Annotated in this window: 9 protein-coding genes; 2 read left to right on the forward strand and 7 right to left on the reverse strand. The window is 58.1% G+C overall.

Annotation, left to right across the window (positions count from 1 at the left end):
• Positions 1 to 14: 14 nt before the first annotated feature.
• Positions 15 to 1331: a 23S rRNA (uracil(1939)-C(5))-methyltransferase RlmD gene (rlmD, locus tag WFK59_RS15945; protein WP_336756387.1), complete on the reverse strand. Its 1317-nt coding sequence runs from the start codon at positions 1329 to 1331 to the stop codon at positions 15 to 17.
• A gap of 92 nt (positions 1332 to 1423) precedes the next feature.
• Between rlmD and barA the strand changes: the two genes are divergently transcribed.
• The gene (barA, locus tag WFK59_RS15950; RefSeq protein WP_336756389.1) at positions 1424 to 4150 is read left to right on the forward strand and encodes a two-component sensor histidine kinase BarA; all 2727 of its coding nucleotides are present in this window, start codon (positions 1424 to 1426) and stop codon (positions 4148 to 4150) included.
• Positions 4151 to 4301: 151 nt separating this feature from the next.
• Here the strand turns inward: barA and WFK59_RS15955 are convergent, their stop codons facing one another.
• The 6 genes from WFK59_RS15955 to WFK59_RS15980 all read right to left on the reverse strand — a co-directional run bounded on the left by WFK59_RS15955 (position 4302) and on the right by WFK59_RS15980 (position 11282).
• A complete protein-coding gene (locus WFK59_RS15955; RefSeq protein ID WP_336756391.1) occupies positions 4302 to 5441 on the reverse strand; it encodes a glycerate kinase in 1140 nt (379 codons plus the stop codon).
• A gap of 75 nt (positions 5442 to 5516) precedes the next feature.
• Positions 5517 to 6401 carry a 2-hydroxy-3-oxopropionate reductase gene (gene garR / locus WFK59_RS15960; protein WP_233987268.1) on the reverse strand — a complete coding sequence of 295 codons (885 nt, stop codon included), beginning with the start codon at positions 6399 to 6401 and terminating at the stop codon, positions 5517 to 5519.
• 19 nt (positions 6402 to 6420) lie between these two features.
• On the reverse strand, positions 6421 to 7191 hold the full coding sequence (garL, locus tag WFK59_RS15965; protein WP_336756393.1) for a 2-dehydro-3-deoxyglucarate aldolase: 771 nt from the start codon (positions 7189 to 7191) through the stop codon (positions 6421 to 6423).
• Positions 7192 to 7235: 44 nt separating this feature from the next.
• The gene (gene gudD, locus WFK59_RS15970) at positions 7236 to 8567 is read right to left on the reverse strand and encodes a glucarate dehydratase (RefSeq protein ID WP_293002288.1); all 1332 of its coding nucleotides are present in this window, start codon (positions 8565 to 8567) and stop codon (positions 7236 to 7238) included.
• A 10-nt stretch (positions 8568 to 8577) separates the two neighbouring features.
• Positions 8578 to 9924 (reverse strand): enolase C-terminal domain-like protein, encoded by a 1347-nt coding sequence (locus tag WFK59_RS15975; RefSeq protein WP_336756395.1) that lies wholly within the window; start codon positions 9922 to 9924, stop codon positions 8578 to 8580.
• Positions 9921 to 11282 carry an MFS transporter gene (locus tag WFK59_RS15980; RefSeq protein ID WP_233987264.1) on the reverse strand — a complete coding sequence of 454 codons (1362 nt, stop codon included), beginning with the start codon at positions 11280 to 11282 and terminating at the stop codon, positions 9921 to 9923. Before WFK59_RS15980 ends, WFK59_RS15975 begins: the two co-directional genes overlap by 4 nt.
• A 590-nt stretch (positions 11283 to 11872) precedes the next feature.
• Here WFK59_RS15980 and garD point away from each other — a divergent pair.
• Positions 11873 to 13432 (forward strand): galactarate dehydratase, encoded by a 1560-nt coding sequence (garD, locus tag WFK59_RS15985; RefSeq protein WP_233987263.1) that lies wholly within the window; start codon positions 11873 to 11875, stop codon positions 13430 to 13432.
• Positions 13433 to 13482: the final 50 nt, after the last annotated feature.

The raw sequence follows: 13482 nt of genomic DNA on the forward strand, positions 1-13482 counted from the left end.
ACTTAGCCCATCGCTTATGTTTTCTTGAACAGCACCATGGATTCGAGATGACGGGTATGTGGGAACATATCCAGCATCGCGACCCTTTCCAATTGGTAGCCCGCCGACAGCAATGTCTGGCTGTCGCGCGCGAGTGTGGTGGGATTACACGAAACATAGACCACGCGTTCTGGTGCAAGTTTAACCACATGCGCCATCACACCTGCAGCCCCGGCACGGGCCGGATCGAGTAATACCTTATTAAATCCCTGTGCCGCCCACGGCTGGCGCGACACCTCTTCCTCCAGGTTATGCTGGAAAAAGCGGACATTTTTAAGATTATTCAATTCAGCATTATACGCTGCCTGCCGCACTAATGCTGCAATGCCCTCCACACCAACCACATTTTGTACGAAGATTCCGATAGGAAGAGTGAAGTTCCCCATCCCGCAAAACAGGTCCAGTACCTGGTCTTCCGGCTGCAGATCGAGCCAGCTTATCGCCTGCGCCACCATCTGCTGATTCACCCTATCGTTAACCTGAATAAAATCCTGTGGACTGAAGGTTAGCTTAAGTTGATGAGAGTGATAGAACGGCGTCGCTGCGGTTAACGGCGTTAATTTCTCATCACCCGCATCCAGAAACAGCATCAGCTGATGCTTATGCGAAAACTGTTCCAGTTTTTCACGATCGTCAGCCTGCAACGCATCAAGATGTCGCAGGATCATCAGCGGACCGTTGTCCGCCTGCACCAGTTCAACGTGGCCGAGACGCCTGACGGCACGTAAGCCGCTCAGACAGTGGCGTAGCGGGAGAATTAACGCCTCAAGTTCGGGCATCAAAATGGGGCACTGCTGGATATCGACCAGATCGTTGCTCGCTTCCTGACGAAAACCCATCTGCAGGCGCTGCTGCTTGTTCTGCCACTGCAGGCCCAGCCGGGCACGACGGCGATAGCCCCAGGCTTCACCGGCTATCACTTCATCGACCGCCACCGGCTGCTGTGCCGCCTGACTCAGCATCCGGCTCAGCGCCTGGGCTTTGCTTTGCTGTTGCAGAGCCACCTCCACATGCTGCTGCTGGCAGCCGCCGCAACGCTCAAAATGGGGACAGCGCGGCGTGACGCGTGCCGGACTGCTGTTTAACAGCCGCGTCACTTTCGCTCGGGCAAATTGCCGTTTATCCTCTGTCAGCATAATTTCGGCCTGTTCACCAGGCAGCGCACCGCTGACAAAAATGGTTTTGCCTTTATGACGCGCCACGCCCTGACCGAACGGGTCCAGCTCGTCGATGGTGACGGTTATGCGTTGTTGCGGGGTGCTGCGCTGTTTTGCCGCGTAAAATTGCGCCATAGTATTGTTAATTCTCTTTCTCTGAAACGATGTGCACAGGTTTGTCGACGGATGCACAGGGACGTTAATGCCGGAGTAGCCAGGCGACTATTATGACCAAATACAGCCTGCGGGCGCGAATGATGATTTTAATTCTGGCACCCACCCTGATGGTTGGCCTGCTGCTCAGCTCATTTTTTGTGGTGCATCGCTACAACGAACTGCAGCGGCAGGTGATGGATGCCGGCGCCAACATTATCGAACCGCTGGCGATCTCCAGCGAATACAGCATGACCTGGCATAACCGCGATGCGATGCGCGAACTGGTCAGCCTGCTGCATCGCCGTCACTCCGGTATCGTCCGGGCAATTTCGGTGTTCGACAACCATAACCAGCTCTACGTCACCTCCAATAACAAACAGAACCTGAGCCTGCTGCAACAGGATGATATCCGCGCCCTGCCCGATGATGTCTCGATGGAACGTCACGGCAGCGTGCTGATTCTGCGCACCCCGATTACCACTGAACGTTATGACGTCGATGAACTGCCGGACGAAGATGCCAAACCGGCCGGTAATCCACTCGGCTATGTCGCCATCGAACTCGATCTGCAATCGGTACGGCTGCAGCAGTACAAAGAGGTGTTTGTCGCCACGCTGATGCTGCTGTTTTGCCTCTGTATTGCGATGCTGTTCGCCTATCGCCTGATGCGCGACGTCACCGGTCCGATCCGCAACATGGTCACCACCGTGGACCGGATTCGTCGCGGTCAGCTCGACAGCCGGGTTGAGGGTTACATGCTGGGCGAACTGAGCATTCTGAAAAACGGCATTAATGCGATGGCGATGTCGCTCACCGCCTATCACGAAGAGATGCAGCACAATATCGATCAGGCCACTTATGACCTGCGTGAGACGCTGGAGCAGCTGGAGATTCAGAACGTCGAGCTGGACCTGGCGAAAAAACGGGCCCAGGAAGCGGCCCGCATCAAGTCAGAGTTCTTAGCCAATATGTCGCATGAACTGCGTACCCCGCTGAATGGCGTGCTGGGCTTTACCCGTCAGATGCTCAAGACCCAGCTGCGCGCCACCCAGCGTGATTACATGCAGACCATCGAACGCTCGGCCAACAATCTGCTCAGCATTATCAACGACGTGCTCGACTTCTCGAAGCTGGAAGCGGGCAAGCTGATGTTGGAAGCGATCCCCTTCCCGCTGCGCGCCACGCTGGATGAAACCCTGGTGCTGCTGGCACCTTCGGCCCATGACAAAGGTCTGGAGCTGACGGTGGTGTGCGACAGCAGCGTGCCGGATAACGTGATTGGCGATGCGCTGCGGCTGCAGCAGATCCTGATCAACCTGATTGGCAACGCCATTAAATTTACCGAAAAGGGTACCATTGGCCTGCGCGTCGGACAGCGGGTGATCACCCATACCCGGGTCGAGCTGGAGATTCAGGTCGAGGATACCGGCATCGGCATTTCTGAGCAGCAGCAGACCCAACTGTTCCAGGCGTTTCGTCAGGCGGACGCCAGCATTTCACGCCGTCACGGCGGTACCGGACTGGGGCTGGTGATCACCCAGAAGCTGGTACGGGAGATGGGCGGCGAAATCACCTTTAGCAGCGAGCCGGATCACGGCTCGATCTTTGTGATTCGGGTACAGCTGGATCTCAATCCGAATGCGCCCGGTATGCCGCGGGTGCTGGAGGCGCTGTCCCATGCGCGTATCGCCTATGTGGAAGCCAATCCCGCTGTCGCCCGGGCGGCGCTGGAGATGTTAAGCGCGACGCCGCTGCAGATCGATTACAGCGAAACGCTGGAAGGATTAAGCGAGACGCACTATCCGCTGCTGCTGATGGCAATGCCGGTTACGGTCAGCCAGCATCAGCTGCTGGCTGAAAGCCAGATTAATGCGCTGCTGGATCGGGCCGATCATGTCCTGATGGCGCTGCCCAGCCCGATGATGCTGCTGGCCGATGAGCTGAAAATCCGTGGCATTGATGGCTGTATCGCCAAACCGGTTTCCCTGACCCGTCTGCTGCCGATGCTGGTTGATTTGCATACCCGCCAGATCAGCGAACTGCCGCTGTCGCCACGCTTGCCGTTGACCGTCATGGCGGTGGATGACAATCCGGCCAATCTCAAGCTGATCGGCGCCTTGCTGGAGGAGCAGGTGCAGCGCATCGTGCTGTGTAACAGCGCTGAACACGCGATTCGCGAAGCCCGCCAGCAGGCGCTGGACGTGATTCTGATGGATATTCAGATGCCGGACATTGATGGTATTCGCGCCAGTGAAATCATCCGCAGCCTGCCGCACCATGCCAGCACGCCGATTGTCGCCGTTACCGCCCATGCGATTGATGGCGAGCGGGAGCAGTTGATTAAGGCGGGGATGAATGACTATCTGGCGAAGCCGATTGATGAAAGCAAATTAAGCCAGCTGCTGGCACGCTACACGCCGCCGCCGGTGGTCGTGCCGGAACTGCCCAACATACTGCCGACGCTCGACTGGCAGCTGGCGCTGCGACAGGCGGCAAACAAGCCGGATCTGGCGCGCGATCTGCTGCGGATGCTGCTGGAGTTTTTACCGGAAGTCCATGCAAAGATGGCGCAGTTTATGACCAGTAATGAGGTCAGTGCGCTGCGTGAGATCATTCATAAACTGCACGGCAGTGCCAGCTACAGCGGCGTGCCACGCATGAAGCAGCTCTGTCATCAGCTGGAGCGTGAACTGCACCATGCCAGCGATATTGCTGCGCTGGAACCTGAACTGCTGGAATTGCAGGATGAGATGGAGAACGTTGCCAGAGAAGCCCGGCGGGTGCTGGGCGTCGAATAGCGGCCGTTGATGCGGCGGCGGCTCAGGCCGGCGTCGTGGCCTGCAAGGCGGCATCATGGCCTGCCGGACGGCAATATGGCGCGCAGGACGACGGCCGCGTGCTGCGCCATCACTCTCAGCGACGCAGATCACGCCCGCCCTCGCACGCAGGCTAGCGGAAACCGGCCAGCTTCAGCGTAGCCGCAACGTTACGTGCGGTCAGCTGAACGTTATTTCCGGCGCTGGCCAGCGCATCTTCCAGTGAGCAGATGCTGTAGAGCACGCTGAACACCGCATCCAGACCGTGCTGGTGCACTACGCCGACATCCGCCGTCAGGCTGCCGGCAATGCCAATCACCGGTTTATTAAAGCGCTTTGCCACGCTGGCCACACCAATCGGCACCTTGCCATTAATACTCTGACTGTCGATGCGTCCTTCACCGGTAATCACCAGATCGGCATCCTTCACCTGCTCTGCCAGCCCCAGCGCTTCGGTGACAATCTCAATCCCGCGGCGTAAATCTGCCTGACAAAATGCGTGCAGCGCCGCGCCCATACCGCCCGCTGCACCGCCGCCGGGAATATGCAGCACATCCATATCGAGATCGCGCTGAATAATCGCTGCGTAGTGGGTCAGCGCCTGATCGAGCTGCTGCACCAGCGCGGGCGTCGCGCCTTTTTGCGGACCAAAAATCGCCGATGCCCCCTCTTTACCGGTCAGCGGATTGGTCACGTCACAGGCCACCTCGATGCGACACTCGGCAATGCGGCTATCCAGCTGGCTGATATCAATGCTGGCGAGATCGGGCAGCGCGCCGCCACCATAACCGATTTCACCGCCCTGCGCGTCCAGCAGTCGCGCCCCCAGCGCCTGCATCATGCCCGCGCCGCCGTCGTTGGTGGCGCTGCCGCCGATGCCGATAATGATATGATCAACGCCCTTGTCCAGCGCGCTCTTGATCAGTTCACCGGTGCCGAAGGAGGTGGTCACCAGCGGATCGCGCTGCGCAGCAGGCACCCGTTCAAGGCCGCTGGCCGCCGCCATTTCGATATAGGCGGTGCGTTCATCACCGGACAAACCATAAAACGCGTCAACCTGCGCGCCAAGCGGCCCGGTAACCTTCAACCTGACGATTTTTCCTTTCGTCGCCGCCACCATCGCTTCTACCGTGCCTTCGCCACCGTCGGCGACCGGTATTTTCAGGTAGTGCGCATCGGGAAAGATTTCACGGAAACCCGCTTCAATCGCCGATGCCACCTCCAGGGCGGATAAACTCTCTTTATATGAATCCGGTGCGATTACGATTTTCATAGGCAATCCGAGCGCTGTTAAGTGATTGAAATGCTCTGAAACCAGTCCGGCATCCCCAGACACCGGCACCGGGTTTTAGCGGGCGATTTCAACCTTCGCTAACTTCTCATAATAGCAGGCAAGCGCACTGTGGTCGGCGGAACCCTGACCATCATTACGCAGCGCCTGCATCATCTCCATCACCGCCGCCGTCAGCGGCAGATGCGCGCCAATGCCGTGTGAGGTATCCAGCGCATTCGCCAGATCCTTGATATGCAGATCGATACGGAAGCCGGGTTTGAAGTTGCGATCCATTACCATCGGTGCTTTGGCATCCAGCACGGTACTGCCCGCCAGGCCGCCACGGATCGCCTGATAAACCAGATCCGGGTTCACGCCCGCTTTGGTTGCCAGCGATAACGCCTCAGACATCGCGGCAATGTTCAGCGCCACAATCACCTGGTTCGCCAGTTTGGTGACGTTGCCCGCGCCGATGTCGCCGGTATGAACGACCGAGCCCGCCATCGCTTTCATAATGTCGTAGCAGGTATCGAATACCGCTTTATCGCCGCCGACCATCACAGAGAGCGTGCCTTCAATCGCTTTGGGCTCGCCACCGCTGACCGGCGCATCCAGCATTTTGATCCCTTTTTCTGCCAGCGCATCATGGACTTCACGGCTCGCCAGCGGCGCAATGGAGCTCATATCGATGACCACCAGGCCTGGCTTCGCCCCTTCGATAATGCCATTTTTACCCAGACAGACTTCGATGACCTGCGGCGAGTTGGGCACCATGGTAATCACCACATCGCACTGCTCAGCCACCTCTTTTGGCGATTTCGCCACGGTCGCGCCCAGTTCAGTCAGTTCCGCTTCGTTTTCAGCGTTATGATCGCGCACTACCAGCGAATAACCGGCTTTCACCAGGTTTTTACTCATGGGTTTGCCCATAATACCCAGGCCGATAAATCCAATTTTCATTGCGTTTCCCCTTGATTGATTAACGCTTAAATTTGTCGCATAACGCCTGCGTGGCGTTGCGGAACACACCGAGATCGCTGCCGACCGCTACGAAGGTCGCGTCCCATTCCAGATAGCGCCGTGCATCCGCTTCTACCGGTGCCAGAATGCCGCTCGGCTTACCGGCGGCTTTGGCGCGTTCAAAGATATGTTTAATCACCTTCAGCACTTCCGGGTGCGCCGGCTGGCCGAGATAGCCGAGCGCGGCAGAGAGATCGCCGGGACCCACGAAGATGCCATCAACGCCTTCAACCGCAGCAATGGCGTCAATGTTGTCCACCGCCTGCTGGGTTTCGATCTGCACCAGCACCGTGATGTTGTCGTTGATGCTGCTGTTGTAATCCGGCAGGGTGCCGTACATGTTGCTGCGATGAGAGACCGACACGCCGCGAATGCCGGCAGGCGGATAGCGGGTCGAGGCCACTGCGCGCAGCGCTTCCTCTTCAGTTTCAACAAACGGCACCAGGAAATTACTGAAGCCGATATCAAGCAGACGCTTGATGATCACTGGCTCATTGCAGGGCGGACGTACCACCGGCGCGCTGTGGCTGCCCTTGAGCGCCATCAGCTGCGGCACAAAGGTGGTGATGTCGTTGGGCGCATGTTCGCCATCCAGAACCAGCCAGTCAAAACCGGCCAGTCCTAAAATCTCTGTTGAGATCGGGCTGGCCAGCGCACACCAGCTACCAATCAGGGTTTCACCCGCTAATAAACGACGACGAAATCCATTCGGCCAGGCTGCATTACTCATGGTTAACTCCTGTGGCGGTGGCTCCGCAAGGGGAGCCGAAAAGGTTAACGTACCAGGCAGGGACGTTTATTGTCGTAGGTCCATCCTGGCACCAGAAATTGCATCGCCTGCGCATCATCACGCGCACCAAGGCCATGTTTCTGATACAGCGCATTGGCCTGCATCACCTGATCCATATCCAGCTCAACGCCGAGACCCGGTTTCTGCGGCACCTGCACCATGCCGCCTTTAATCTGGAACGGCTCTTTGGTCAGGCGCTGATTGCCTTCCTGCCAGATCCAGTGGGTATCAATCGCGGTGATGGCGCCCGGCGCGGCGGCGGCAACGTGGGTAAACATCGCCAGTGAAATGTCGAAGTGATTATTGGAGTGCGAGCCCCAGGTCAGGCCGAAGTCGTGGCACATCTGCGCCACGCGCACCGAGCCCTGCATGGTCCAGAAATGCGGGTCAGCCAGCGGAATATCGACCGACTGCAGCGACAGCGTATGCCCCATCTGCCGCCAGTCGGTGGCGATCATGTTGGTGGCGGTCGGCATGCCGGTCGCCCGGCGGAACTCCGCCATCACTTCGCGGCCCGAATAGCCCTGCTCCGCGCCACAGGGATCTTCAGCGTAAGCCAGCACATCTTTCAGCTGTTTACCCAGCATGATCGCTTCGTTGAGAGACCAGGCACCGTTAGGATCGAGCGTAATGCGCGCCTCAGGAAAACGCTTCGCCAGCGCGGTAACCGCTTCGGCTTCTTCGCCACCGCGCAGTACGCCGCCCTTGAGTTTGAAATCGTTGAAGCCATATTTTTCATACGCTGCTTCTGCCAGCCGCACCACCGTGTCCGGGGTTAACGCCTCTTCGTGACGCAGGCGATACCAGTCGCAGGGATCGCTCTCCTGGCTCTGATAGGGCAGAGAGGTCTTGCGGCGGTCGCCGACATAGAACAGATAGCCGAGCATCTCAACGCGGTCGCGCTGTTGCCCGTCGCCCAGCAGGGTCGCCACGTTAACGCCCAGATGCTGCCCCAGCAGATCCAGCATCGCCGCTTCAATGCCGGTCACGACGTGGATGGTGGTGCGCAGATCGAAGGTCTGCATGCCGCGCCCGCTGGCATCGCGATCCGCAAAGGTAGTGCGCACCAGGCTGAGAATATTTTTGTATTCGCCCACGGTTTTACCGATCACCAGAGAAGCCGCATCTTCCAGCGTCTGACGGATTTTTTCGCCGCCCGGAATCTCGCCGACGCCGGTATGACCGGCGTTATCTTTGATAATCACAATATTGCGGGTAAAAAACGGCGAATGCGCGCCGCTGAGGTTCAGCAACATGCTGTCGTGACCGGCAACCGGAATCACCTGCATGGCGGTCACTTTAGGTGTTGAACTCATCTCCTGCTCCTTATGCTGTTGCACGGCCAAAAGCCGGGCGCTTACGGTCGAATGTCCAACCGGGAATCAGATATTGCATCGCCGTGGCGTCGTTGCGGGCGCCAGCGGGCAGTGACTGGTAAAGCTGGTGGGCCTGATGCACGCGGTCCCAGTCAAGCTCAACGCCGAGGCCCGGCGCGTCCGGCACGGCAATTTTGCCGTTGCGGATTTGCAGCGGATTTTTGGTCAGGCGCTGATCGCCCTCCTGCCAGATCCAGTGAGTATCAATCGCGGTAGGATTGCCTGGCGCGGCGGCACCCACATGGGTGAACATCGCCAGCGAAATATCGAAGTGGTTATTGGAGTGGCAGCCCCAGGTCAGGCCCCAGTCGTCGCACAGCTGCGCCACCCGCACGGCACCGCTCATGGTCCAGAAATGGGGATCGGCTAACGGGATATCGACCGCATTGAGCATCACCGCATGATTCATCTCGCGCCAGTTGGTGGCGATCATGTTTGTGGCGACCGGCAGACCGGTGGCGCGGCGAAACTCCGCCATCACCTCGCGTCCCGAATAGCCCTGCTCGGCACCACAGGGATCTTCAGCGTAAGTCAGCACATCCTGCATCCCTTTACAGAGCGCGATGGCTTCGTCCAGTAACCAGGCACCGTTGGGATCGACGGTAATGCGGGCGTCGGGAAAGCGCTGCTTCAGCGCCGCCGCGGTGGCAATCTCCTGCTCGCCCGGCAGCACGCCGCCTTTGAGTTTGAAATCTTTAAATCCGTATTTATCCGCAGCCGCCTCCGCCAGCCGTACCACCGCTTCGCTGGTCAGCGCTTCCTGATGACGCAGGTGATACCACTCATGGCTGGCCTGATCACCGCTCAGATAGGGCAGATCGGTTTTGCGCCGATCGCCGAGGTAAAACAGATAGCCCAGCACCGTGACTTCATCACGCTGCTTGCCGGGACCGAGCAACTCCGCCACCGGGACGCCCAGCGACTGGCCCAGCAGATCGAGCAGTGCCGCTTCCAGCGCCGCCACCGCATTGACCCGCAGTTCAAACGTCCAGGCACCGTTGCCGAAGGTGGTAAAGTCAGCCGACTGGTTGCCCTTATGCACCTGCTGCACCAGGCGGTTCATCCGGGCAATCTGCTGGCCTTTCACCTGCGGAATCGCCTCGATCAGGGTCTGATAGATGGTGTCGCCGCCGGGCGCTTCGCCGACGCCGGTATGCCCGGCGCTGTCGGTGAGCACCACAATGTTACGGGTGAAGCAGGCGCTGTGCGCACCGCCAATGTTAAGCAGCATGCTGTCATAACCGGCAACCGGGATAACCTGCATCTCTGTGATCACCGGCGAACTTTGCGTATTCATAATGCATCCTTACCGGGCCAGGTTTTCAGTTCGACACGTTTAATATCGCCCGCAATCACCAGGAAGCTGAAGGCAGCGACAAAGGCATGAATACCGACATAAATCAGCGCGCCTTCAAAGGAACCGCTGGTGGCGATGATGTAACCGATAGCGATCGGCGTAACAATGCCAGAAAAGTTACCGAACATATTGAACAGGCCGCCGCTCAGGCCACTGATCTCTTTCGGTGCGGTATCCGCCATCACTGCCCAGCCCAGCGCACCAATCCCTTTACCAAAGAAGGCCAGCGCCATGAAGAACACCACCACCCATTCGGTTTCGGTGTAGTTACACATCACCATCGAAATAGAGAGCAGCATGCCAAGCACGATCGGCGTTTTACGCGCGATATTCAGCGAGCCGGTTTTGCGCATCAGCCAGTCGGAGATCACCCCGCCCAGCACGCCGCCGAGAAAGCCGCACACCGCCGGAATCGAGGCAATAAAGCCCGCTTTAAGAATCGACATGCCGCGCGCCTGCACCAGATAGACCGGGAACCAGGTAATAAAAAAGTAGGTTAAGGCGTTAACGCAGTATTGACCGAGGTAGATACCCAGCATCATGCGTGAGGTCAGCAGCTGTTTGATCTGGAACCACTTCTCGCTCCAGCCCACTTTGCGACCCTCTTTTTTGGCATCCATGTTGATCAGCGCACCGCCCTGCTCCATATACTCCAGCTCGGCTTTATTCACGCCCGGATGATCGGTGGGATCGTGGATGACTTTCAGCCAGATGAAGCTGAGGATGATGCCGAGTCCGCCCATGAACCAGAAGACGTGCGCCCAGCCCACGGAGGAGACCAGCCAGCCCATAATCGGTGCGAAGATCACGGTGGCGAAGTATTGCGCTGAGTTGAAGATCGCCACCGCCGTGCCGCGCTCCTGCGCCGGAAACCAGGCTGCAACAATGCGGCTGTTGCCAGGGAAGGAAGGCGCTTCGGCCAGTCCGACCAGGAAACGCAGGATAAACAGAGACATGATGATACCGAAGCCGCTGAACAGATCGACGAACCCTTGCAGGAAGGTAAACAGCGACCAGGTAAAGATGCTCCAGAAATAGACGCGTTTTGAGCCGAAACGATCGAGCAGCCAGCCGCCCGGAATCTGACCAATAACGTACGCCCATGAGAAGGCAGAGAAGATATAACCCAGTCCGACTGAATCGAGGCCAATATCTTTGGACATCGCCGAACCGGCAATCGAAATGGTTGCGCGGTCGCCGTAGTTGAATGAGGTGACAATAAATAACATCACCACAATCCAGTATCGGGCATTGGTGCGCTTCTGCACCGTTTCCGCGGTCTGGCTGAAACTATTCATGATGCACTCCTGAAATATAGCGTGAGCTACATTCGCTCTGACTGCATACACATCGCGTTGGGTATCAGAGAGAAGTTGGGTTAAACACGGCGATCTTTTTGTTTTGGCAAACTTTTCTTTACCCTTACTGTTTTGCGGCAGCCTGCCGGTAAAGGGTGCTGACCGGGGAACCGCGGCCGGTGCAACCTGCGACAGAATGGGTAAAGCGTCGTGACGGATAACCTGACTTTGGCTAACGGAAATCAGTATAAGAACACCCTGCGGCGATGACATTGGAGCATCGCCCTGGAATAGGATTGATGTTTACTGGATTATTTGGCGTTTGCACAGAATCCTGCGGCATGGCTCACGGAACCTGTAAATAACCGCCTCTCAACAGGCCGGAAAGCCGTTTTCCCCCGCTGTTTGTGAGGTTCTTCACTTGCTTTTGGATAATCGACCCAAAACGCCGCGACAAATCTTTTCAAAGCCGGTCAATTGCACAATGCACAGCCTGCAGCGCCTCCTTATACTGAAACTGGCAAACTGTGACAGCGACTATCACAACAACGCACCGCAAAAGTACGGTGCGACAGACCGGAAGGTGAGCGATGACCCCTACTACAACCGAACAACCGCTCTATATCAAAGTCCATGAGCTCGACAATGTCGCGATTGTGGTCAACAGCCTGGGCTTGCCCGCCGGCACCCGTTTCGCTGATGGCCTGACGCTGACGGAGCATGTGCCTCAGGGTCATAAAGTGGCGCTGAGCGCGATTGCGCAGGGCGCACCCATTCTGCGCTACGGTGAAGTGATCGGTTATGCGCTACGCGACATCGCCGAAGGGAGCTGGATAGATGAGTCGCTGGTGGCTCTGCCGGAAGCCCCGCCGCTTGAGAGCCTGCCGCTGGCGACCCAGGTGCCTGCCGAACTGCCGGCGCTGGAAGGCTACACCTTTGAAGGCTATCGCAACGCCGATGGCAGCGTCGGCACCCGTAACCTGCTCGGCATCACCACCAGCGTACACTGCGTGGCAGGCGTGGTTGACCATGTGGTACAGCTGATTGAACGCGATTTACTGCCGCGCTATCCCAATGTCGATGGCGTGGTGGCACTGAACCATCTTTATGGCTGCGGCGTGGCGATCAATGCGCCGGCGGCAGTGGTGCCGATTCGCACCATCCACAACCTGGCGCTGAACGCCAACTTCGGCGGCGAAGTGATGATTGTCAGTCTCGGCTGTGAAAAATTACAGCCGGAACGGTTGCTGACCGGCACGCCAGACGTGCAGCCGATCTCGCTGGAGGAGCATGACATTGTGCGGCTGCAGGATGAGAAGTTGGTTGGGTTCGGCGCGATGGTTGACGAAATTTTGCAGGTCGCCGAGCGCCACCTGAAGCGACTGAATCAGCGCCAGCGCGAAACCTGTCCGGCTTCTGAGCTGGTTGTCGGCATGCAGTGCGGCGGCAGCGATGCCTTTTCGGGCGTGACGGCCAATCCTGCGGTTGGTTTCGCCTCCGATCTGCTGGTGCGCTGTGGCGCTACGGTGATGTTCTCGGAGGTCACTGAGGTGCGTGATGCGATTCATCTGCTGACGCCGCGCGTCATTAATGAAGAGGTTGGTAAGCGCTTACTGGAAGAGATGGCCTGGTATGATGACTACCTGAATCAGGGTCAGACCGATCGCAGCGCCAACCCGTCGCCTGGTAATAAAAAAGGCGGACTGGCAAACGTGGTGGAAAAAGCGCTCGGCTCGATCGCTAAATCGGGTCGCAGTGCGATTGTCGAAGTGCTGTCGCCAGGTCAGCGCCCTACCCGACGCGGCTTAATCTATGCCGCGACTCCAGCCAGCGATTTTGTCTGTGGCACCCAGCAGATGGCTTCCGGCATTACTCTGCAGGTGTTCACTACCGGACGCGGTACGCCGTACGGACTGGCGGCCATTCCGGTGATTAAGATGGCAACGCGTAATGCGCTGGCCGAGCGCTGGCACGATCTGATGGATATCAATGCCGGTACGATCGCCACCGGCGAAGAGAGCATTGAGCAGGTAGGCTGGCGACTGTTTGAGTTGATTCTGGATATCGCCAGCGGTCGCAAACAGACCTGGTCAGATCGCTGGGGAATCCGCAATCAGCTGGCGGTGTTCAATCCGGCACCGGTGACCTGATCGGAGCCGGACCCGGATGCCCGTGACGGCGGACCGGGCCAGCCGCATCA

It is taken from the genome of Pantoea sp. USHLN298, from assembly GCF_037149395.1.
Taxonomy (GTDB): domain Bacteria; phylum Pseudomonadota; class Gammaproteobacteria; order Enterobacterales; family Enterobacteriaceae; genus Pantoea; species Pantoea astica.